This window comes from Streptomyces sp. NBC_01451 (assembly GCF_036227485.1).
GTDB lineage: Bacteria > Actinomycetota > Actinomycetes > Streptomycetales > Streptomycetaceae > Streptomyces.
The window spans coordinates 7,738,870-7,761,805 of the sequence record NZ_CP109479.1; the positions used below are offsets into that span (position 1 = coordinate 7,738,870).

Annotated in this window: 19 protein-coding genes; 14 read left to right on the top strand and 5 right to left on the bottom strand. The window is 71.4% G+C overall.

Going from position 1 to position 22,936, the window contains the following annotated elements:
* Position 1 precedes the first annotated feature (1 nt).
* Positions 2-349, bottom strand: coding sequence for an SCP2 sterol-binding domain-containing protein (locus OG595_RS34100; protein ID WP_329278803.1), 348 nt, complete (start codon positions 347-349; stop codon positions 2-4).
* Between the two features lie 42 nt (positions 350-391).
* On the opposite strand from OG595_RS34100, the gene OG595_RS34105 reads away from it, so the two are divergent.
* From OG595_RS34105 to OG595_RS34125, 5 genes are all read left to right on the top strand, one after another.
* Positions 392-718: a hypothetical protein gene (locus OG595_RS34105; protein ID WP_329278805.1), complete on the top strand. Its 327-nt coding sequence runs from the start codon at positions 392-394 to the stop codon at positions 716-718.
* A gap of 7 nt (positions 719-725) precedes the next feature.
* Positions 726-1,541, top strand: a complete 816-nt coding sequence (locus OG595_RS34110) for a TlyA family RNA methyltransferase (RefSeq protein ID WP_329278807.1) — start codon at positions 726-728, stop codon at positions 1,539-1,541.
* The gene (locus tag OG595_RS34115) at positions 1,538-2,443 is read left to right on the top strand and encodes an NAD kinase (RefSeq protein ID WP_327693933.1); all 906 of its coding nucleotides are present in this window, start codon (positions 1,538-1,540) and stop codon (positions 2,441-2,443) included. The genes OG595_RS34110 and OG595_RS34115 overlap by 4 nt, the downstream gene beginning before the upstream one ends.
* A 190-nt stretch (positions 2,444-2,633) precedes the next feature.
* Complete coding sequence (recN, locus tag OG595_RS34120) at positions 2,634-4,376, top strand: DNA repair protein RecN (protein ID WP_329278810.1); 1,743 nt, start codon at positions 2,634-2,636, stop codon at positions 4,374-4,376.
* Between the two features lie 229 nt (positions 4,377-4,605).
* Positions 4,606-5,736: a glycosyltransferase family 4 protein gene (locus OG595_RS34125; RefSeq protein ID WP_329278812.1), complete on the top strand. Its 1,131-nt coding sequence runs from the start codon at positions 4,606-4,608 to the stop codon at positions 5,734-5,736.
* A 24-nt stretch (positions 5,737-5,760) separates the two neighbouring features.
* Here OG595_RS34125 and OG595_RS34130 read toward each other — a convergent pair whose 3' ends face one another.
* From OG595_RS34130 to OG595_RS34145, 4 genes are all read right to left on the bottom strand, one after another.
* Positions 5,761-7,404, bottom strand: a complete 1,644-nt coding sequence (locus OG595_RS34130) for a PucR family transcriptional regulator (protein WP_329278814.1) — start codon at positions 7,402-7,404, stop codon at positions 5,761-5,763.
* A 66-nt stretch (positions 7,405-7,470) separates the two neighbouring features.
* On the bottom strand, positions 7,471-8,853 hold the full coding sequence (locus OG595_RS34135) for an FAD-binding oxidoreductase (protein WP_329278816.1): 1,383 nt from the start codon (positions 8,851-8,853) through the stop codon (positions 7,471-7,473).
* Between the two features lie 130 nt (positions 8,854-8,983).
* Entirely contained in the window at positions 8,984-9,199 is a 216-nt protein-coding gene (locus OG595_RS34140) for a DUF6243 family protein (RefSeq protein WP_329278818.1), read from the bottom strand.
* A gap of 87 nt (positions 9,200-9,286) precedes the next feature.
* Complete coding sequence (locus OG595_RS34145) at positions 9,287-11,092, bottom strand: glycoside hydrolase family 15 protein (RefSeq protein WP_329283433.1); 1,806 nt, start codon at positions 11,090-11,092, stop codon at positions 9,287-9,289.
* 531 nt (positions 11,093-11,623) lie between these two features.
* On the opposite strand from OG595_RS34145, the gene OG595_RS34150 reads away from it, so the two are divergent.
* The 9 genes from OG595_RS34150 (at position 11,624) to OG595_RS34190 (ending at position 22,692) form a co-directional block, all read left to right on the top strand.
* Positions 11,624-13,291 (top strand): CTP synthase, encoded by a 1,668-nt coding sequence (locus OG595_RS34150; RefSeq protein WP_329283435.1) that lies wholly within the window; start codon positions 11,624-11,626, stop codon positions 13,289-13,291.
* 137 nt (positions 13,292-13,428) lie between these two features.
* Entirely contained in the window at positions 13,429-14,058 is a 630-nt protein-coding gene (locus tag OG595_RS34155) for an NUDIX hydrolase (RefSeq protein WP_329278820.1), read from the top strand.
* A 191-nt stretch (positions 14,059-14,249) separates the two neighbouring features.
* Positions 14,250-16,346 (top strand): tetratricopeptide repeat protein, encoded by a 2,097-nt coding sequence (locus tag OG595_RS34160; RefSeq protein ID WP_329278822.1) that lies wholly within the window; start codon positions 14,250-14,252, stop codon positions 16,344-16,346.
* Between the two features lie 143 nt (positions 16,347-16,489).
* On the top strand, positions 16,490-17,605 hold the full coding sequence (ald, locus tag OG595_RS34165) for an alanine dehydrogenase (protein WP_329283437.1): 1,116 nt from the start codon (positions 16,490-16,492) through the stop codon (positions 17,603-17,605).
* 434 nt (positions 17,606-18,039) lie between these two features.
* Entirely contained in the window at positions 18,040-19,176 is a 1,137-nt protein-coding gene (locus OG595_RS34170; RefSeq protein WP_329278824.1) for a ParA family protein, read from the top strand.
* Positions 19,161-19,754, top strand: coding sequence for a hypothetical protein (locus OG595_RS34175; RefSeq protein WP_329278827.1), 594 nt, complete (start codon positions 19,161-19,163; stop codon positions 19,752-19,754). Before OG595_RS34170 ends, OG595_RS34175 begins: the two co-directional genes overlap by 16 nt.
* Before the next feature lie 18 nt (positions 19,755-19,772).
* Positions 19,773-20,837, top strand: a complete 1,065-nt coding sequence (locus OG595_RS34180) for a segregation and condensation protein A (RefSeq protein ID WP_329278829.1) — start codon at positions 19,773-19,775, stop codon at positions 20,835-20,837.
* Complete coding sequence (gene scpB, locus OG595_RS34185) at positions 20,834-21,496, top strand: SMC-Scp complex subunit ScpB (protein ID WP_329278831.1); 663 nt, start codon at positions 20,834-20,836, stop codon at positions 21,494-21,496. Before OG595_RS34180 ends, scpB begins: the two co-directional genes overlap by 4 nt.
* On the top strand, positions 21,496-22,692 hold the full coding sequence (locus tag OG595_RS34190; protein WP_329278834.1) for a pseudouridine synthase: 1,197 nt from the start codon (positions 21,496-21,498) through the stop codon (positions 22,690-22,692). Before scpB ends, OG595_RS34190 begins: the two co-directional genes overlap by 1 nt.
* The last annotated feature ends 244 nt before the right edge of the window (positions 22,693-22,936 follow it).

Below are 22,936 nucleotides of genomic sequence, written 5' to 3' on the forward strand. Positions count from 1 at the left end.
GCTAGAGGAGCTTCCTGAGACGGAACAGGTCCCGCAGGCCCGCCTCCAGTCTCACCCGGCCCGAGCCCCACGCCTTCGCGAAGTTCAGCTCGCCGGAGACCATCGCCACCAGGTCGTCGCCGGTCATGGTGAGCCGGATCTCGGCCTTCTCCGGTGGCGGGCCCTGGAGGGTGTCCTGGACCTCGATACGGCCGCCCCGCAGCCGTCCCACGAAGGTGACGTCCAGATCGGTGATACGGCAGCTCAGCGAGCGGTCCAGGGCCGCCGCCTCGCGTACGTCCCCGCTCGCGCCCGCCATGTTGTCCGAGAGCTTGTCGAGTGCGCTGCGGCACTCCTCAATCGTCGCCATCGCGAACGACGGTACCTCAGCCGTTCGCGGTAGCGTCAGGGCATGAACGACTCAGCGCGGCCGGCCGAGGGCCCGGAGGAGACACCGGTTCCGGTCCCGGATCCGGTTCCGGACGCGGTTTCCGCGGCGGCCGTCGAAACCGGGGCCGACCCCGCCGCCCCGGCCCCCCTGGACATCCCCCGCGCCGCCACGGGCAACGCCGACGTCGACGCCCTGCTCGACCGGCTCGGCGACGCGGACCACCTCGCCACGGACGGACACGTCGAGGTGTACGAGGATGTACACCGGGGGCTGCGCGACACGCTCACCGCGCTCGACGCCCGCCCGGGACCTCCGGCGCCCCCATCGACGTACGGCAACAGGAGCTGAACCGAACGTGGCAGGAGTGGCACGCCGCCGCCTTGACGCCGAGCTGGTGCGGCGGAAACTCGCGCGCTCGCGCGAGCACGCGAGTCAGCTGATCGCCGCCGGGCGGGTCACCGTCGGCAAGACCGTCGCGACCAAGCCCGCCACCCAGGTGGAGACGGCCGCCGCGATCGTCGTCGTCGCCGACGACAACGATCCCGAGTACGTCTCCCGGGGCGGCCACAAGCTCGCGGGCGCCCTGGAGGTCTTCGTACCGCAGGGGCTGAAGGTCGGCGGGCGGCGGGCGCTGGACGCCGGCGCGTCCACCGGCGGATTCACCGACGTGCTGCTGCGCGCCGGTGCCGCGCACGTCGTGGCCGTCGACGTGGGCTACGGACAACTCGCCTGGTCTCTCCGAAGCGATGAACGCGTCACCGTCAAGGACCGTACGAACGTACGCGAGTTGACGCTCGAAGCGATCGATGGGGAACCAGTGGATCTTGTCGTGGGGGATCTGTCCTTCATCCCGCTCGGTCTCGTGCTGCCCGCCCTTGCGCGGTGCGCGGCACCCGATGCCGACCTGGTGATGATGGTCAAACCACAGTTCGAGGTGGGGAAGGAACGGCTGGGCAGTGGAGGAGTCGTACGCAGTCCCGAACTGCGTGCCGAGGCGGTACGCGGAGTCGCCACCCGCGCAGGGCAGTTGGGGCTCGGGGTGCAGGGCGTGACCGCCAGCCCGCTGCCCGGGCCGTCGGGGAACGTCGAGTACTTTCTGTGGCTGCGGGCCGGCGCACCCGAACTCAACCCGGCCGATGTTGACCGTGCAGTGGCGGAGGGGCCTCGTTGACTCAGACCCGAGATCGTACTGTTTTCCTGCTTGCCCACACCGGACGGCCGGCCGCGATCAGAAGCGCCGAGCTCGTGGTCCAGGGGCTCGTTCGCTCCGGACTCGGGGTGCGGGTGCTCGCGGCGGAGGCGGCCAACCTGCCGCTGCCGCCGGAGGTGGAGCTGGTCGAGGAGGCCACCGCACAGTGCCTCGACGGGTGCGAGCTGCTCATCGTGCTGGGCGGCGACGGCACGCTGCTGCGCGGCGCCGAGTTCGCCCGGGCGTCCGGGGTGCCGATGCTCGGCGTCAACCTCGGCAGCGTCGGCTTCCTCGCCGAGGCCGAGCGCGACGACCTCGACAAGGTTGTCGACCGGGTGGTGACGAAGGCGTACGAGGTCGAGGAACGGATGACCATCGACGTCGTCGTGCACCAGAACGGGAACATCGTGCACACCGACTGGGCGCTGAACGAGGCCGCCGTGCAGAAGGTGTCCGCGGAGAAGCTGCTGGAGGTCGTGCTGGAGATCGACGGGCGGCCGGTGACCGGGTTCGGGTGCGACGGCATCTGCCTGTCGACCCCTACCGGATCGACCGCCTACGCCTTCTCCGCCGGTGGGCCCGTGGTGTGGCCGGAGGTCGAGGCGCTGCTGATGGTGCCGATCAGTGCGCACGCGCTGTTCGCGAAGCCGCTGGTGACCTCGCCGGATTCCGTGCTCGCCGTGGAGGTGCTGCCGCACATTCCGCCGGGGGTGCTGTGGTGTGACGGGCGGCGGACCGTCGAGTTGCCGCCCGGGGCGCGGGTGGAGGTTCGGCGGGGGGCTGTGCCGGTTCGGCTGGCCCGGCTGCACCATGCGTCGTTCACCGATCGGCTGGTGGCCAAGTTCGCGTTGCCTGTTTCCGGGTGGCGGGGGGCGCCTCACTAGCGCGGTCTGTGGGGGTGGATCCGTCTCGTCGGCGGGTGCGGGTGCGCTGTGGTTGTTCGCGCGGTTCGCCGCGCCCCTGTCGGGGCAGGTCCACTCCCCTGGGTGACAAAGTGAGGCGGATCTCCTTTCGTTACCTGCGCGTTCTCTTATTCGAGGTGGGGGGCGTCGCACATTGGTCGGCCGACCTCGTATGGTCGTGTTCGTGTTGGAGGAGATGCGGATACGGTCGCTCGGCGTCATCGACGATGCGGTCGTCGAGCTGTCGCCAGGCTTTACCGCCGTGACCGGTGAGACCGGTGCGGGTAAGACCATGGTCGTGACCAGCCTGGGGCTGCTGCTCGGTGGCCGGGCCGACGCGGCGTTGGTGCGGATCGGGGCCAAGAACGCGGTCGTCGAGGGGCGGATCACCGTGCCCCCGGGCGGTGCCGCCGTCGTACGGGCCGAGGAGGCCGGCGCGGAGCTGGACGACGGGGCGCTGCTCATCAGCCGTACCGTTTCCGCCGAGGGGCGTTCGCGGGCGCACCTGGGCGGGCGTTCCGTGCCCGTGGGTGTGCTGGCCGAGCTGGCCGACGAACTGGTGGCCGTGCACGGGCAGACCGACCAGCAGGGGCTGCTCAAGCTGTCCCGGCAGCGGGCGGCGCTCGACCGGTACGCGGGGGACGCGGTCGCCGCGCCGCTCACCAAGTACGGGGAGGCGTACCGGAGGCTGCGGGCCGTCTCCAACGAGCTGGACGAGATCACCACGCGCGCGCGTGAGCGGGCCCAGGAAGCCGACATGCTGCGGTACGGGCTCGACGAGATCGCCGCCGTGGAGCCGCGCACCGGTGAGGACACCGAACTCGCCGAGGAGGCGGAGCGGCTCGGGCACGCGGAGGCGCTGGCCTCGGCCGCGACCGTCGCCCACGCCGCCCTCGCCGGCAACCCCGAGGACCCCGAGGGCATCGACGCCGCCACGCTCGTCGCGGGCGCTCATCGGGCCCTGGAGGCCGTGCGGTCGCACGACTCGGCCCTGGCCGCGCTCGCCGACCGGATCGGTGAGGTCGGCATCCTGCTCGGGGACGTCGCAGGGGAGCTGGCGGGGTACGCCGACGACCTGGACGCCGATCCGCTGCGCCTGGCGGCCGTCGAGGAACGGCGGGCCGCGCTCACCGCGCTGACCCGGAAGTACGGCTCCGACGTGGCCGGAGTGCTCACCTGGGCCGAGGAGGGCGCCGCGCGGCTGCTCGAACTCGACGGCGACGACGAACGGATCGGCGAGCTGACCGCCGAGCGGGACGTCCTGCGCGGCGAACTGAGCGGGATGGCGCAGGCGTTGACGGACGCGCGGACGGAGGCCGCCTCGCGGTTCGCGGACGCCGTGACCGCCGAGCTGGCCTCGCTGGCGATGCCCCACGCGCGCGTGTCCTTCGACATCAGGCAGACCGAGGACCCGGAGGGCGTCGAGGTCGACGGACGCACGGTCGCCTACGGGCCGTCCGGTGCCGACGAGGTCGAACTGCTGCTCGCCCCGCATCCGGGGGCGCCCGCCCGGCCCATCGCCAAGGGGGCCTCCGGGGGTGAGCTGTCCCGCGTGATGCTGGCCGTGGAGGTCGTGTTCGCGGGGACCGACCCGGTGCCCACCTATCTGTTCGACGAGGTCGACGCCGGTGTGGGCGGCAAGGCGGCCGTGGAGATCGGACGGCGGCTGGCCCGGCTGGCGAAGAGCGCACAGGTCGTCGTGGTCACCCACCTTCCGCAGGTCGCCGCGTTCGCCGACCGGCAACTGCTGGTCGAGAAGACCAACGACGGGTCGGTGACCCGCTCCGGCGTGAAGGTCCTGGAGGGCGAGGACCGGGTACGGGAGCTGTCGCGGATGCTGGCCGGGCAGGAGGACTCGGAGACGGCGCGGGCGCACGCCGAGGAGCTGCTGGCGGCGGCCCGGGCCGACGGCTGACGTTCGAACGGATGACCTCCGGTGCGGTCTCTCTCACCCGTGCGAGTGACCCGTCCCACCCCTCCGTGGTCCGGAACACCCGTACGTACTGGCATCCTTGAAGGAGCGTGGAATACCCCCGTACACGGAGGAAGTGGCGCGGTACACCCCTTCCGCCCAAACCTTCTGTACGTTTCTCCGTGTCCTTTCTTCGTGACCGCCCGATGCCGAACCAGGAGCCCCCGGCCACGTGAGTCCCGCGAGCAGCCACTCACCGCACGGTCAGTCGCCGCTGCGCACCGTGCAGGTGCTCGGCGGCGGCAACGCCGGCAGCAGCGCGCATGTGCGTTCGCTGGCAGCGGGGCTCGTCGAGAGAGGCGTGCGGGTCACCGTGTGCGCCCCCTCCGACGCCGACAGCGCCTACGACTTCACGGGCGCCGGTGCCGAGCACGTGCCCATCCCGCGCAGCAGCGACCCCGGCTCGGTGGCGGCGCTGCGCGCGGCCTGTTCGAACGCCGACCTCGTGCACGCGCACGGGCTGCACGCCTCCTTCCGGGCCGCCCTCGCGCTCAGCGGGCGCCGCACCCCGCTCATCGTCACCTGGCACAACCGCACGTATGCGGAGGGGCCGCGCGCCCAGCTGCTGAAGGTGCTGGAGCGTCGGGTCGTGAAGGGGGCCGCCGTCGTCCTCGGGACCTCCTCCGACCTCGTGGACCGGGCCCGGCGGCGAGGGGCCCGGGACGCCCGGCTGTCCGCCGTGGCGCTGCCCGCCCCGCGCGGCTCCCTGGGACGGGACGAGGCCGACCGGTGGAAGACACGGGCCGAACTCGGCGCCACCGACCGCCCGTTGCTCATGGCCGTCGGCGCTCTCGACCGGCACCGGGGGTACGACGTCCTGCTGGACGCCGTACGCGCGTGGCAGGGCCTCGATCCCGAGCCGCTCCTCGTGATCGCGGGGGAGGGGCCCCTGCGGGCGGAGTTGCAGGGCCGCATCGAGAACGAGGGGCTGCCGGTCCGGCTCATCGGACGGCGCGACGATGTGAGCGAACTGCTCCTCGCCGCCGATCTCGCACTTCTGCCCAGCCGTTGGGAGTCGCGCTCCGTTCTCGCCCAGGAGGCCCTCCACGCGCGCGTGCCGCTGATCGCGACCGCCGTGGGAGGCGTTCCGGAGCTGGTCGGGGACGCGGCCGAACTCGTCCCGTACGGCGACGCGGTGGCGCTCGGCAGGGCCGTCGTACGGCTCCTCGGGGACCCGGAGCGCCGGGAGGTCCTCCGGGAGCGGGGTGCCCGGCAGATCGGCACCTGGCCCACCGAGGACGAGACCGTCGCCCAAGTGCTGAGCGTCTACGACGAGTTCACTCAGCCCCGGCCGCTGACCTGAAGAACCTTCCACGGGTCCACGGGTTCAGGTCACGTGCCTGCGCGCCCGTAGCGCCAGGCTCAACGCCAGTACCGTCTGCGGGTCGTCGAGGTCGGTGCCCAGCAACTCCCCGATCCGCGCGAGGCGGTTGTAGAGGGTCTGGCGGTTGAGGTGGAGTTCGCGGGCCGTCTCCGCCTTCCGGCCCGCATGGGCCAGATACGTCTCCAGGGTGGGCAGCAGCGGCGGCTTGGAGCGGTCGTCGTGGGCGCGCAGCGGGCCGATCGCGCGGTCCACGAAGGCCGCCAGGTCCGGCTGGTCGCGCAGGCGCCACAGCAGCAGGTCGATGTCCAGGCGACGGGCGTCGTACCAGGGGCGGTCCGGCAGGCCCTGGGCCGCCGTCGCCGTCTCCGCCGCGTGGCGCAGCCCCGCCGAGGCGGCCGCCCAGCCGCCGGGGACACCGACCACGACGACCGGCGACCGCGCGCCCGGGCGTTGCATCCCGGCGCGCTCCACCCCCGCCCACAGCGCCGCCGCGACCCGGTCGGCGACCGCCGGGCGCTCCGCCTCCGTACGCAGGCCCACCAGCAGCGGCACACGCCCCTCGACCGGCCGTACGCCCAGCAGCACCGGCACGCCCACCGACGCCAGCTCCTCCGTGACCGCCCGCGCCAGCACCGCCCAGCCGCCGCCCGGTGACATGGTGTCGCCGAGTCGCATCACCATCGGCAGCAGTGGGCCGGAACCCGGCCTGAAGCCGAGGACGCGGGCCTGCGCGGGCGCGGCCTCCGCGTCGACACGGCCCTCGGCGAGGTCGGTGAGGAAGTCGCCGCGGCCACGCGCCGCCAGCTCCTCCTCCTGGCGGGCCTGCATCAGGACGACGGCCAGGATGCCCGCGGCCCGCTCGGCGGCCATGCGGTGCACGGGGGCGAGGGGTTCGAGGACGGGCAGCAGGACCAGGCGTGCGCGGACCGAGCCGGTGCCGGGGCCGCCCCCGGGGACATCGACGAGCACGGAACCGGCGGGCGGCGGCGCGTCCTTGTGCTGGGCGCGCAGGCCCTCCCATACCTGGAGCGGGTCGGCGCCCTCGGGGCCGGATCCGGCGGCGTACAGGAGCTGGCCGTCCGTCGTCTCCAGGAACACCGGGTTGCCGCCGAAGTCGGCCAGGATGCCCAGGACCTGCGGAATGCCGCCGCCGCCCAGCAGGGCCTCCGTGCAGCGCCGGTGGACCTCCTCGGCCCGCTGGAGCAGCGCGTAGTGGCCGTTGACGATCTCGGTGTGGATCTCCTCGGTGACGGCCACGAACGCCACCTCGCGGTGCAGCTGCACCAGCGGGAGACCGGTCGAGACGGCCGTCTCGACGAGCGCCGCGGGCAGCCGGGTGAAGCGGGGGCCCAGCTCGACGACGAGCGCCGCGATGCCCCGCTCGGCGAGGGTTCGGACGAACGCGCGCTGCTCGGCCGGACGGGTGCCGAGTCCGTACCCGGTGGTCAGGAGCAGCTCGCCGCCCTTGAGCAGCGAGGCGATGTGCGGGACCTCACCCGCGTGCACCCAGCGCACGGTCCGCCCCAGCCGGTCGGCGCCCGCCAGGATCTCCGGCAGCCCGCTGCGCAGCCCGGGCAGCTCCAGCGCCCGCCGCACGGTGATGCCGGCGCCCCGGGTCTCGAAACGGCTGTCCGTACGGCTGTCCATACAGCGGACGCTACCCGCACCCGCGTACGGCTGACGACCTGCGCATCGGCGGCACGGGCGGCTCGCCTACGCCGGAACGATGTTGTGGTTGAAGCGGAAGACGTTGTCCGGGTCGTACTGGCGCTTCACCGACGCCAGCCGGCGCGTGTTCTCGGCGCCCAGGCCCGCGATCACGCGCTCCGCGCCCTCGTCGCCGATGAAGTTGAGGTAGACCGCGCCGGTGCTCCACGGCCGGACGCCGGTACGGACGTCGTGGACCCACTGGACGCAGCGCTGGTCGTCCGCCGGGTCCTCCCAGATACCGAAGGGGTGCACGGCCCACGGGGCGTCGCGGTAGGGGACGGGGTACTCGGACGGGCCGTCGGCGACCGCGCCGCCCAGGGGGAACAGCACATGTGTGGTGCCCGTCGGCGCCGGTACGGAGTTTCCCGCGGCGCAGAACACGGCCACGAAGTCGTCGGGCGCGCCCGTCAGGTACTCCGCCGACCAGTAGTTCCGCATGCCGGGCGGGTCGTCGAGCATGCACTGAAGGTCCGCGTACGGGATCTCGGTGACGACCTCCGCCTCGTGGGGCAGCGCCAGCAGCGGTTCGGCGAGCTTGCGCATGTCCTCCTCGGGACCCGCGTACGCCAGCAGAGCGCCGCACAGCAGCTGTCCGACCAGGTGCGGAGGTACGAACTCCTCGGGCGGGCCGGTGAGATAGATGACTCCGCCGCTCGCCTCGACCGGACCCGCCTCGATCACGTCGCGGTAGGTGCGTGTCGCCTCCTCGCCGAACTCCGGCAGGTACAGGACCAGGGCCATGGAGAACGCGGGCAGCTCGTGCAGCCTCAGGGTGAGCGAGGTGGCGACGCCGAAGTTTCCGCCGCCGCCGTGCAGGGCCCAGAACAGCTCCGGGTTCTGCTCGGCGCTCGCGTGCACCGCGGTGCCGTCGGCGGTCACCAGGTCGACGCCGATGAGGTTGTCGACGGCGAGGCCGCAGGAACGCTCCAGCCACCCGCTGCCGCCGCCCAGCACGAAGCCGCCGACCCCTGTGGTGGAGACCCGGCCGCCGGTGGTCGCCAGCCCGTGCGGCTGGGTCGCCCGGTCCAGGTGGCTCATCAGGGCCCCGCCCTGGACCCGTACGGAATGAGCCGCCCGATGGACGGTCACCTCGTGCATCCGGCGCAGGTCGATCACCAGACCGCCGTTGTTCACGCCCATGCCCGCCACGCTGTGGCCGCCGCCGCGCACCGCGACCGGCAGGTCCAGATCGCGGGCGAAGCGCACGGAGCGGACCACGTCGGCTTCGTCCGCGCACTGCGCGATCACCGCCGGACGCCGGTCGATCATGGCGTTGAAGACGATCCGGGCGTCGTCGTATCCCGGGTCCCCCGGGGCGAGCACGTCGCCGGTCAGATCCTCGCGCAGCGCGGAAAGGGCCGCGCCCGCCGTGGAGAGGGAAGCCATGGCCGCCACCTTCCAAAAAGGGGCATTTATGTGCTTACCAGACTAGGCGGGCGCGGCCCGTCGGTCGCGCTGTGGGATCCGCGCCGGGAGGTCCACCGGAGTCGTGGTGTCGCCCCGCGGCGGCGGTACGTCAGCTCTGTGCGGTGTCGTCGCCCGCCTGCCCGCCGCCCTCGGCCGCGCCCGTCTTCTCGCGCATCAGGCGCACCAGCTCCGCCTTCTGGTCGGCTGCGGTCCGGCGGTCGAGGTTGCGGTGCGGACCGTTGTTCTGCCGTTCCGCGCGGGACAGCTTCTTGCGCTGGCCACCGCCCATGCCCACGGGGTTGTTGATGTTCTTGCTCACGGTCATGGGTTCTCCCGGTAGTGATGTGAAGTGATCTACGCCGGTGGACATCGCCCATGGGCAGAGGACACGGGACCTGGGTCCCGCACGAGCTCAGCCGCCGTACGCCCCCGAAGCGGTCAGCCTCAGTGCCGTGTCGATGAGCGGGACGTGACTGAAGGCCTGCGGGAAGTTGCCCACCTGGCGCTTGAGACGCGGGTCCCACTCCTCGGCCAGCAGGCCCAGGTCGTTGCGGAGGGCGAGGAGCTTCTCGAAGAGCTTGCGGGCCTCGTCGACCCGGCCGATCATCGCCAGGTCGTCCGCCATCCAGAACGAACAGGCGAGGAACGCGCCCTCGTCGCCCGGCAGACCGTCGAGGTTCTCGTCGCCGCCCGAGGTCGTCGGGTAGCGCAGGATGAAGCCGTCCTCGGTGGACAGTTCGCGCTGGATGGCCTCGATGGTGCCGATGACCCGCTTGTCGTCGGGAGGCAGGAAACCCATCTGCGGGATCAGCAGCAGGGAGGCGTCCAGTTCCTTCGAGCCGTACGACTGCGTGAAGGTGTTGCGCTCCTTGTCGTAACCCTTCTCACACACGTCCCGGTGGATGTCGTCGCGCAGTTCGATCCACTTCTCCAGCGGGCCGTCCGCGTCGCCGGACTCGATGAGCTTGATCGTGCGGTCCACCGCGACCCAGGCCATGACCTTCGAGTGCACGAAGTGCCGGCGCGGACCGCGCACCTCCCAGATGCCCTCGTCGGGCTCGTCCCAGTGCTGCTCCAGATAGCGGATCAGCTTCAACTGGAGCAGGGAGGCGTAGTCGTTGCGGGCCAGACCCGTCATGTGGGCCAGGTGCAGGGCTTCGGTGACCTCGCCGTACACGTCCAGCTGGAGCTGGTGCGCGGCGCCGTTGCCGACCCGGACGGGGCCCGAGTTCTCGTAGCCGGGCAGCCAGTCCAACTCGGCCTCGCCCAGCTCCCGTTCGCCCGCGATGCCGTACATGATCTGCAGGTTCTCCGGGTCGCCGGCGACCGCGCGCAGCAGCCATTCGCGCCAGGCGCGGGCCTCGTCGCGGTAGCCGGTGCGCAGGAGGGAGGACAGGGTGATGGCCGCGTCGCGCAGCCAGGTGTAGCGGTAGTCCCAGTTGCGTACGCCGCCGATGTCCTCCGGGAGGGAGGTGGTGGGCGCGGCGACGATGCCGCCGGTCGGCGCGTACGTCAGAGCCTTCAGCGTGATGAGCGAGCGGACGACGGCCTCCCGGTAGGGGCCGTGGTACGTGCACTGCTCGACCCACTCGCGCCAGAACTCCTCGGTGGCGTCGAGGGACTGCTCCGGCTCGGGCAGCGCGGGCGGCTGCTTGTGCGAGGGCTCCCAGGAGATCGTGAACGCGATCCGGTCTCCCGGCGCGACCGTGAAGTCGGCGTACGTCGTCAGGGACTTGCCGTACGTCTCGGCGGTGGTGTCGAACCACACGGAGTCGGGACCGGCGACGGCGACCGTCCGCCCCTCGTGCTTGTGCACCCACGGCACGACACGGCCGTAGGAGAACCGCATGCGCAGGGCCGAGCGCATCGGCACCCGGCCGCTGACGCCCTCCACGATGCGGATCAGCTGCGGGGCGCCGTCGCGAGGGGGCATGAAATCGGTCACTCTGACCGTGCCGCGCGGGGTGTCCCACTCGGATTCGAGGATCAGCGAGTCGCCCCGGTAGCGGCGCCGGGCCGCCACGGGGGGTTCGGCGTCCGCCGCGTGCGCGGGACCGAGGCGCCAGAAGCCGTGCTCCTCGGTGCCGAGCAGTCCCGCGAAGACGGCATGGGAGTCGAAGCGGGGCAGGCACAGCCAGTCGACTGTGCCGTCCCGGCAGACCAGCGCGGCGGTCTGCATGTCCCCGATGAGTGCGTAGTCCTCGATGAGCCCGGCCACGTGCAACTCCAGTCGAACGGCCACGTCGCCCCCAAAAGGAGAAAGGGGGTCTCGATCTTGCGGTCAAGGGTTCGTTTTCAAGCGTCGTTGAGCGATGAAGCAAACACCAAATCTTTGCTCAACGGACTGACGAGCGCTCGTTGTTCCGGGGTTACGGGCTGGGGTGGTGCCGTGTTGCCGGCCGGGCTCGGCAGCGAGTGTCCGAGGAGCATACGACGCACTCAGATGATCCGCGTGCCGCTCCGGACAACCCGGGTCCGCTGAACGAGTGAAGCTCGGGTGAGCGGACACTGTTTCGGGTGAGCGCCGGACAGGGTGGTGGTGACTCGTGTACGGGATGCGTGGCCGCCTGTGCGCGGAGCGTGGCCGGAAGCCATCTCCCCGGGTCGCTGATACCCTGGTAGCCCGTGGACCGGTGGGCAGGAAACCCCCGAACCGCAGCGACGGCTCCTCCAGTGAAAACCCGGAAAGCTCCGGGCCGGGCGGCCGTACCGCACCCCAGACCGCGACCACGGGAGCCCCGCCTTGGCCATGACACCCGCTGCTTTTCGAAACAGCTCAGCCACGACGACCAAGCACATCTTCGTCACCGGGGGTGTCGCCTCCTCGCTCGGCAAGGGGCTGACCGCCTCCAGCCTCGGCATGCTTCTCAAGGCGCGCGGACTGCGGGTCGTCATGCAGAAGCTCGACCCCTACCTCAACGTCGACCCCGGCACGATGAACCCCTTCCAGCACGGTGAGGTGTTCGTCACTCACGACGGCGCCGAGACCGACCTGGACATCGGCCACTACGAGCGCTTCCTCGACCGCGACCTCGACGGCTCGGCCAACGTCACCACCGGCCAGATCTACTCGACGGTGATCGCGAAGGAGCGGCGCGGCGAGTACCTGGGCGACACCGTCCAGGTCATCCCGCACATCACCAACGAGATCAAGCACCGCATCCGCCGCATGGCCACCGACGAGGTCGACGTCGTCATCACCGAGGTCGGCGGCACGGTCGGCGACATCGAGTCGCTGCCCTTCCTGGAGACGGTGCGTCAGGTCCGCCACGAGGTCGGCCGCGACAACGTCTTCGTCGTCCACATCTCGCTGCTGCCCTACATCGGCCCCTCCGGCGAGCTGAAGACCAAGCCGACCCAGCACAGCGTGGCGGCCCTGCGGAACATCGGTATCCAGCCGGACGCGATCGTGCTGCGGTGCGACCGTGAGGTCCCCACCGCGATCAAGCGCAAGATCTCCCTGATGTGCGACGTCGACGAGGCCGCGGTGGTGGCCTGTCCCGACGCCCGTTCGATCTACGACATCCCCAAGACCGTGCACCGCGAGGGCCTGGACGCCTATGTCGTCCGCAAGCTGGACCTGCCCTTCCGGGACGTGGACTGGACGACGTGGGACGACCTCCTGGACCGGGTCCACAACCCCACCCACGAGATCAACCTGGCGCTGGTCGGCAAGTACATCGACCTGCCCGACGCCTACCTCTCGGTCACCGAGGCGCTGCGCGCGGGCGGCTTCGCGAACCACGCGCGCGTGAAGATCAAGTGGGTCACCTCGGACGACTGCAAGACCCCCGCGGGCGCCAGGAAGCAGCTGGAGGACGTGGACGCGATCTGCATCCCGGGCGGCTTCGGCGACCGCGGCGTGTCCGGCAAGGTCGGCGCGATCCAGTACGCCCGCGAGAACAAGATCCCGCTGCTGGGGCTGTGCCTGGGCCTCCAGTGCATCGTCATCGAGGCGGCCCGCAACCTGGCCGGCATCGAGGACGCCAACTCCACCGAGTTCGACGCCGCCACCGCCCACCCGGTCATCTCCACGATGGCCGAGCAGCTCGACATCGTCGCGGGCGACGGCGACATGGGCGGAACGATGCGCCTGGGCATGTACCCGGCCAAGCTCGCCGAGGGCTCCATCGTGCGCGACGTGTACGACGGCAAGGAGTACGTCGAGGAGCGCCACAGGCACCGCTACGAGGTCAACAACAGCTACCGCGCCGAACTGGAGAAGAAGGCCGGCCTGCAGTTCTCCGGCACCTCCCCGGACGGCAAGCTGGTGGAGTACGTCGAGTACCCGCGCGAGGTCCACCCCTACCTGGTGGCCACGCAGGCGCACCCGGAGCTGCGCTCCCGCCCCACCCGCCCCCACCCGCTCTTCGCCGGCCTCGTCAAGGCCGCCGTTCAGCGCAAGACGGGCAAGTAGCGCGAGGGCTGTACGGTGACCGGGGTGCGCGCCTTTGGGGGTGCGTGCCCCGGTTTTCTGTGCCGGTCCCGGGGCCGGTTCCCTGGGCCGGTTCTCTGTGTACGGGCGGGTCGCGGGATGCGGGAGGACAAGTCGACATGACCACCATCAAGGACACTCCGGAGGAGTGGGAGATCCGGGCCACGGAGACCCCCTTCGTGGGCAACAAGACCTCCGTGCGCACCGACGAGGTGGTCATGCCCGACGGCTCGGTCGTGGGCCGCGACTACCAGGTCCACCCCGGCTCCGTCGGCGTCCTCGCCCTCGACGCCGAAGGCCGGGTCCTGCTGATCCGGCAGTACCGCCACCCCGTCCGCCAGCGGATGTGGGAGATCCCGGCCGGTCTGCTCGACGTACCTGGCGAGAATCCGCTGCACGCCGCCCAGCGCGAGCTGTACGAGGAGGCACACGTCAAGGCCGAGGACTGGCGGGTGCTGACCGACGTCTACCCCACGGCGGGCGGCTGCGACGAGGCCGTACGGATCTTCCTGGCCCGGAATCTGTCCGAGGCCGAGGGGGAGCGCTTCGAGGTCGAGGACGAGGAGTCCGACATGGAGCACGCGCGCGTGCCCGTCGACGAACTCGTCCGGGGTGTCCTCGCCGGCGAACTGCACAACAACTGCCTCGTCGTGGGCGTCCTCTCGCTGGTGGCGGCCGAGAAGGGCGACGGACTCGACGCACTGCGCCCCGCAGAGGCGTCTTGGCCGGCCCGGCCCTTCGAGGCCTGAGCCGGTCCGAGGAGGCCCGAGGCGCCCTCGGGGGTCGCCCGTCGCGTCCGGTGTGACCATCGCCTGATCCGATCGGGCGACCTGCCCGCCGCGCTCCGCGCAGATCGTTGCAGAGCGTGAACTAGGCTCTGGAAACGCCCGAACCGGAGTCCCGGCGGGCTTGCGCGTGCAGGTGGACGGGAGTGTGGCCCGTGACGGATCAGGCGGTGGACACAGGCGGCACGAAGGTGTCCGGAAACGATCGGCCGCCCGTTCCTACGGACAGTCAGTTCCTCGGCAGGACAAGAGAGTTGAAGGAACTGCGCGCCGACATCGAGCGCGCCGGACTCGACACCCTCGCGGGCCGGAAGGCGCCCCGCGCGCGCGTGCTCCTCATCGCGGGCAAGCCCGGCTCGGGCCGCAGCGCCCTCGCAGAGGAGCTGGCCCGGCAGGTCGCGGACAGTTACCCGGACGGGGTGCTGCGCGCCCGGCTCGCCGAACCCGACGGCACGCGCGTGCCGACCGAACGCACCGCCCGCGAGCTGCTGACCGCCCTGGGGCTGCCCACCCCGCCCGGCGCCGACGAGGACGAGTTGTCCGAGGCGCTGCGCGACGCCCTGGCCGACCGGCGGATGCTGCTCCTGCTCGACGACGCGGCCGACGCCGAGCAGGTCGACGCGCTGCTGCCGGACAACCCCGACTGCCTGGCCGTCGCCGTGTCCGGGGGGCCGCTGACCGGGATCTCCGACGTCCGCCCGTGCACCCTGGGCGGCCTGGACACCAAGTCGGCCGTGGAACTGCTGGAGCGCTTCACCGGGGCGGTGCGCGTCACCGTGGACCCGCGCTCCGCCGAGGGCCTCGCCGAGGTGTGCCAGGGGCAGCCCGCCGCGCTGATGCTGGCCGGCGGCTGGCTCGCGGCCCGGCCCCAGGCGGCCGTCTCCGACCTCGCCAAGCAACTGCACGCCGAGAGCGACGAGGGAACCGCCCTCAGCCGGGTCTTCCGCCTCGTCTACGCCTCGCTGCCCACCCCGGCCGCCCGGATACTGCGGCTGCTCGCCCTGGCCCCCGGCGGCCTGGTCGACCCGCAGACCGCCTCGGCGCTGGCCGGCTGCTCGGTCGGCGGCGCCCGCGCCACCCTGGACGACTTCGTCGCCCTGGGCCTCCTGACGGCCGTGGAGTCGCCGCTGCCGCAGTACGAGGTCCCCGGCTGCCTCCTGCCCCTCCTGCGCCCTCTCGCGGAGTCCCAGGACCGTCCGGCGGAGCTCCAGCTGGCCCGGGCCCGGATGCTGGAGCGGACGGTACGGCTGCTGGTGTCCTGCCGGGCGATCACCGAGACCGACAGCCCGCAGGCCCGCGAGAAGCTCCTCGGCACACCCAGCTCGCTGCGCTTCCCGAACCCGAGGGCGGCGGCCGACTGGCTCACCATCCGCCGGCCCGCCCTGCTCGCCGCCGCCCGGCTGGCCGTGGCCGACGGGGAGCTGGACACGCTGGCCCGCCGCCTGATGTCCGCCCTGGTCAAGGCGATGGTCGCGCACATCGGCACCCAGGCCGCCGCGCCCGACCTGTACGGCGTCCACCGCCTCGTCCTCGATGTCGCCGAGCGCCGGAACCTGCCCCGCGAGCGGGCCGCCGCCCTGCTGAACCTCGCCGACCTGGACGCGCAGACGGGCCGTACGAACGACGCGCTGGCCCGCTACCGGGCCGCCCTGGACGCCGGACGCGAGGCGAACGACCCGTATGCGACCGGGCGCGCGATGGAATCCGTAGGGGGCGCACACCAGGAGCTCGGGGACTACGACCGCGCCGCCGACTGGTACGGGCGCGCGCTCGCCCAGCGCCTGGCGCGCGACGAGCGCGAGGACGCCGCCCGGCTGTACGGGCGTATCGCCACCGCGCACACCTACGCGGGCCGCTACGGCGAGGCGTTGCGCAACTGGCGGGCCGCGGTGGCCGGTTACCGCAAGAACGGCGATGTGGCCGCGCACGCACGGGCGTTGAGCGAGCTGGCGCGGGTCCAGGAGTACGCGGGGCGGCCCGAGGAGTCGCTGCGCACCTGCCAGGAGGCGCTGGAGTGGGCGCGCCGCGCCGACGACGTACGGCTCCAGGCGGCGCTCCAGCTTCGGTCGGCCGACACGCTGGAGCACCTCGGCGATCCGGTGGCGGCCGGGCTGCACCGGGCCGCCGCCGAGCGGCTGCTGAGCGACGATCCGGACCCCCGGGAGGGCGGGCCGGACCGCCCCGAAGGTGATCCCGACCTGGAACACGACGCTAACGCCTACGAAATCCGTAGTACATCAGTCGAAGATTGATGCATTGAAAGGCTAGACACCGAGAACACCTTCATTAGACTGGCTCTACCGCGCCTTCTCCTGCGGTCTCCTGGTGTGCCCCCGCACGTCCGGGTATGTATTGCTATGCCCCCGCATCCTCTGAGCCAAGGACCGTGATCGACGTGAAGGTCGGCATCCCCCGCGAGGTCAAGAACAACGAGTTCCGCGTCGCCATCACCCCCGCCGGTGTGCACGAGCTGGTGCGCCACGGCCACCAGGTCGTCATCGAGCGGAACGCCGGCGTCGGCTCCTCGATCACGGACGACGAGTTCGTGGCCGCCGGCGCGTGCATCCTCGCGACGGCCGACGAGGTGTGGGCCGCCGCCGACCTGCTGCTGAAGGTCAAGGAGCCCATCGCCGAGGAGTACCACCGCCTCCGCAAGGACCAGACGCTCTTCACCTACCTGCACCTGGCCGCGTCCAAGGAGTGCACCGACGCCCTCGTCGGGTCCGGCACCACGGCGATCGCCTACGAGACCGTCGAGCTGCCCGGTCGCGCCCTGCCGCTGCTCGCCCCGATGTCGGAGGTCGCCGGCCGGCTGGCCCCGCAGGTCGGCGCCTACCACCTGATGCGCTCGGTCGGCGGACGCGGCGTGCTCCCCGGCGGCGTCCCCGGTACGCAGCCCGCGCGGGCCGTCGTCATCGGCGGCGGCGTCTCCGGCTGGAACGCCACGCAGATCGCCGTCGGCATGGGCTTCCACGTCACGTTGCTCGACCGCGACATCAACAAACTGCGCGAGGCCGACAAGGTCTTCGGCACCAAGGTCCGGGCGATCATGTCCAACTCCTTCGAGCTGGAGAAGGCCGTCCTGGACGCCGACCTCGTCATCGGCGCGGTGCTCATCCCCGGCGCCAAGGCCCCGAAGCTGGTCACCAACGAACTGGTGTCGCGGATGAAGCCGGGGAGCGTTCTCGTCGACATCGCGATCGACCAGGGCGGCTGCTTCGAGGACTCACGCCCCACGACCCACGCCGAACCGACCTTCCCGGTCCACGGATCGGTCTTCTACTGCGTCGCCAACATGCCCGGCGCGGTGCCCAACACGTCGACCTACGCGCTCACCAACGCCACGCTGCCGTACATCGTGGAACTCGCGAACCGCGGCTGGGTGGCGGCCCTGCGCCGTGATCCCGCGCTCGCCCGGGGTCTCAACACCCACGACGGCAAGGTCGTCTACCGCGAGGTCGCGGAGGCGCACGGCCTGGAGCACGTGGAGTTGGATGCACTGCTCGGCTGACCTTCCTGGCTGCTTCGCAGGTGCTCCCGGTCGACTAAACGACCAAGTCATCAGCGGGTAAAAGGCGATACGTCAACAGGGATCGTCAACGCCCCGCACCCCGCCGGACCTTGTCGGACAGGGTCCGGCCGGATGTGTGTATGGTCACTTTGCGAAACTCGTTCAACTCGCCTCGAACGTAACGCTTCAACCGATTCGCGCACCGGTGAACCCTGCCGTGCGACGGCCGTACGCCCTTGACAGAGGGATGTTTCATTGCCGACACATCGGGCCGGGTCCGGCGGATTGTGTTGCTGCGAACGGCCGACACGCCATAGAGTCGCCAACCGTCGGCATGGTGCCACGCTGACCTATCGAGAAGTTTCCTGGTCACCAAGGAGGTAAGACGACTTGTGAATGAGTCGACATTTACTCCCGGGGGTGGTCAACCAGGAATGCCGGCGCGGGAATCGGGCCCCGTAGGGCTCGCGGCGGTCGGCTCCGTCGCGGTCCGCACCTTCGCAGCCCATCAGGGTCACCAGACGTCCGGGGTGACCCAGCCAGGACACATGAGCATGGATGGCCATCACGTGAACGCCATGGCCGGCGACGGTAGTGGCGGGGTCCACAACCACTTCGCCGACTACGACGAACTGCCCGACGGGCACTTCTACGACCCCGACGCCGAGTACGAGCCCGATCCGGAGTACGCGGCCACGCTCGCGCCCGACGCGGCCCGTCAGCGCCGCGAGCGCATCGGTCCCACCGGACGCCCGCTGCCGTACTTCCCGATCCCGGGTCCGCTGACCAGTCACGGACCCGCGACGATCGTCGCGATGTGCAACCAGAAGGGCGGCGTCGGCAAGACGACGTCGACCATCAACCTGGGTGCCGCGCTCGCGGAGTACGGACGCAGGGTCCTGCTGGTCGACTTCGACCCGCAGGGTGCTCTCTCCGTGGGCCTCGGCGTGAACCCGATGGAACTCGACCTGACGGTCTACAACCTGCTCATGGAGCGGGGGATGTCCGCGGACGAGGTCCTGCTCAAGACGGCGGTCCCGAACATGGACCTGCTGCCGAGCAACATCGACCTGTCCGCGGCCGAGGTGCAGCTGGTGTCGGAGGTCGCGCGCGAGTCGACGCTCCAGCGCGCCCTGAAGCCGCTCATGGCCGACTACGACTACATCGTGATCGACTGCCAGCCCTCGCTCGGCCTGCTCACCGTGAACGCCCTGACGGCGGCCCACAAGGTGATAGTGCCTCTGGAGTGCGAGTTCTTCGCGCTGCGCGGTGTCGCGCTGCTGACGGAGACCATCGAGAAGGTCCAGGAGCGGCTGAACCCGGAGCTGGAGCTCGACGGGATCCTGGCCACGATGTACGACTCGCGCACGGTGCACAGCCGTGAGGTGCTCGCACGGGTCGTCGAGGCCTTCGACGAGCACGTCTACCACACGGTCATCGGGCGCACGGTCCGCTTCCCGGAGACCACGGTCGCCGGCGAGCCGATCACCACGTACGCCTCGAACTCCGTCGGCGCCGCCGCCTATCGCCAGCTCGCCAGGGAGGTGCTCGCCCGGTGTCACGCCGAGTGAGTCTGCCGGGGGCCGACGAGCTGTTCCGCACCACCGGGGGCATGGCGCTCCAGTCGTCCAGTCCCAGGCGCCAGACCAACGGTGAGGCCCGGGTGCCCGCCCCCGCCGGGGAGAGCGACGGGTCCGCCGCGGAGGACGCGCCGCACTCGGTGCCCGTCCAGGGCGGTGACGGCGCCGGCGACGAGCATGTCGCCGCCGGCACGGACTCCGCCGACGCCGGGGAGTCGCGCAGCCGGGGTGCCACCGCGGAGCGCCCGATGCGTCGCCAGGGCGAGCAGGAAGGTTCTGCCTCCGGGCAGCAGGGGCCGTCACCGCAGTCGGTCTCGGCGTCCCGCAAGCGCGGACGGGCCCCCTCGCGGCGGCCCAGCGGGCGCGAGCGGCACGACGAGAAGATCACGGTGTACGTCTCCGCCGAGGAGCTGATGGACCTGGAGCACGCGCGTCTCGTGCTGCGGGGCGAACACGGGCTCGCGGTCGACCGCGGGCGGATCGTGCGCGAGGCCGTCGCGGTGGTCCTCGCGGATCTGGAGTCCCGCGGCGACGCGAGCATCCTCGTACGACGGTTGCGCGGGCGCTAGCGGTAGCCTGCCTGGGCCATGACCTCGAACGACGCCCCTGCCCCAGGCCCCGGCTCCGCCGGTCGTCGGCGTGTGCTGGGGCGGGGTCCGGGGAGCGCGCCGCCGGTTTCGGGCGAGGAGCCGGCGGGCGTTGTCGCCGGGGCCGGGGAAGTACCGGAGGCCCCGGTTCCACCGGCGGAGCCGGAATCCGCGCCGGAACAGCCTGCCGAGGCTGTCGAGCCCGCCGCGGCGGACGAACCCGATGACGGCGAATCCGACGACGACGAAGCCGACGACGGGATCTTCAAGGTCCGGCTCGCCAACTTCGAGGGGCCCTTCGATCTCCTCCTCCAGCTGATCTCCAAGCACAAGCTCGACGTCACCGAGGTCGCCCTCTCCAAGGTGACCGACGAGTTCATGGTGCACATCCGGGCGATGGGGCCGGACTGGGATCTCGACCAGACGACCGAGTTCCTGGTCGTCGCGGCGACCCTGCTGGACCTCAAAGCCGCTCGGCTGCTGCCCGCCGCCGAGGTCGAGGACGAGGCCGACCTGGCCCTCCTTGAGGCGCGTGACCTGCTGTTCGCGCGGCTGCTCCAGTACCGGGCGTACAAACAGGTCGCCGACATCTTCAGCCGCCGTCTCGACGACGAGGCCCGCCGCTATCCCCGTACCGTCGGACTGGAACCGCACCACGCCGAACTGCTGCCCGAGGTCGTCATCAGGATCGGGGCGGAGGGGTTCGCGAAGCTCGCCGTGAAGGCGATGCAGCCCAGGCCGAGGCCGCAGGTGTACGTCGACCACATCCACGCGCCCCTGGTGAGCGTGCAGGAGCAGGCCCAGATCGTGGTCGCGCGGCTGCGGGTGCTGGGCCTGGCCACCTTCCAGGACCTCGTCGAGGACACCGACGACACGCTTACCGTCGTCGCGCGCTTCCTGGCCCTGCTGGAGCTCTACCGGGAGAAGGCCGTCACCCTGGACCAGGAGACCGCCCTCGGGGAGCTGGTGGTGCGCTGGACGGGCGGGGAGGGTGATCGGGAGCCGACGGTCACCGACGAGTTCGACCGGCCGCCGGAGCCGGCGAAGGAGGAGAAGAAGGCGTGAGCGAGGAGACAGCCGAGGTGACGGACGGGCTGCGGACCGTCGCCGATCTCGATCTCAGGCCCGCTCTGGAGGCCGTCCTCATGGTCGTGGACGAACCCGCGACCGAGGAACACCTCGCGAAGATACTCCAGCGGCCCCGGCGGCAGATCGCGGACGCCCTGCGCGCGCTGGCCGACGAGTACACCGTCCAGGGGCGGGGTTTCGAGCTGCGGCTGATCGCCGGCGGCTGGCGTTTCTACTCCCGGCCCGAGTACGCGGCGGCCGTCGAGGGCTTCGTGCTGGACGGGCAGCAGGCCCGGCTCACCCAGGCGGCGCTGGAGACGCTGGCGGTCGTCGCGTACCGGCAGCCGGTCAGCCGCAGCCGGGTCTCGGCCGTCCGCGGAGTCAACTGTGACGGGGTCATGCGGACCCTGTTGCAGCGCGGTCTGGTCCAGGAGGCGGGCACGGAACCCGAAACAGGTGCGATCCTGTACACGACGACGAACTACTTCCTGGAGCGGATGGGCCTGCGAGGCCTGGACGAACTCCCGGAGCTCGCACCCTTCCTTCCGGAGGCGGACGCGATCGAGGCCGAGACGCAGGAAGGTGTTCCGTCGTTCGATCCGGATGCTCCCGATGCTCCGGGTGCAGACGACGCAGACGACCAGACGGAATTTTGATGCGAAGCAGTAGCGGCAGCGGTAGCGGTGGCGGCAAGAGCGGTGGCGGGCGCGGTAACTCTCGCGGCGCCGGCAGCGGCGGGGGCGACAGGCGCGGCCAGGGCCAGGGGCGCGGCCAGGGTCAGGGACGTGGTCAGAGCCAGGGCCAGGGGCGCGGGCAGGCCCAGGGGCGCGGTCAGGGCCCAGGCCAGGGTCAGGGCCAGGCCCAGGGCCGTCCCAGTAAGCCGCGTCCCGAGGAGCGCCGCTACGACGTGGGGCCGGCCGCGACTCCGGACGGTCCGAAGTCCGGGCGCGGTGCCTCCGCGCGCGGCGGTGCCAAGGGCGGGCCCAGGCAGGGCCAGAACAGCACCGGCCGGGGACGCTGGGTCCCGGCGACCTCCCGTGAGTACGACGCGCGGGCCGAGGAGCGCAACCGGGAGCGGTACGCCGACAAGAAGGACGTCAAGCTGCCCAAGACGTTCCCCGGTGCCGAGCAGGAGGGCGAGCGGCTCCAGAAGATCCTGGCGCGCGCGGGCTACGGCTCGCGGCGGGCCTGCGAGGAGCTGATCGAGCAGTCGCGCGTCGAGGTCAACGGCGAGATCGTGGTGGAGCAGGGGCTGCGCGTCGACCCCGAGCACGACGAGATCAAGGTCGACGGGCTGACGGTGGCCACACAGTCGTACCAGTTCTTCTCGCTGAACAAGCCCGCGGGCGTCGTCTCCACGATGGAGGACAACGAGGGCCGGCAGTGCCTCGGCGACTACGTGACGAACCGCGAGACGCGGCTCTTCCACGTCGGCCGGCTCGACACCGAGACCGAGGGTGTCATCCTGCTCACCAACCACGGTGAGCTGGCGCACCGGCTGACCCACCCCAAGTACGGCGTGAAGAAGGTCTATCTCGCGCACATCGTGGGCCCGATCCCGCGCGACCTGGGCAAGCGGCTCAAGGACGGCATCCAGCTGGAGGACGGGTACGCCCGTGCGGACCACTTCCGGGTTGTCGAGCAGACCGGCAAGAACTACCTCGTGGAGGTCACCCTCCACGAGGGCCGCAAGCACATCGTGCGCCGCATGCTCGCGGAGGCCGGCTTCCCGGTCGACAAGCTGGTGCGCGTCTCCTTCGGTCCGATCACCCTGGGCGACCAGAAGTCGGGCTGGCTGCGCCGCCTGTCCAACACCGAGGTCGGCATGCTGATGCAGGAAGTCGATCTGTAGACGCGCGGCGCGTTCAGCGCCCGCGCCGAGTGCTGTCGTCGGCGGCCGGTCCCGGATCTTTCCGGGGCCGGCCGCTTTTGTGTCCCCAGAAAGGTCACTGAAGCGCTCCTGGCCGCCCTGGAGGGCATCGGGTGCCCCCCGGGGCCTCATGGCCCTCCCGGGCGCTTGAGGGGTCACTGAGGGGCTTTTTGCGTAGGGGAGTCGTCAAGAAGGGTTGTGCGGCCCGGCCGGGCTCTTTATAGTC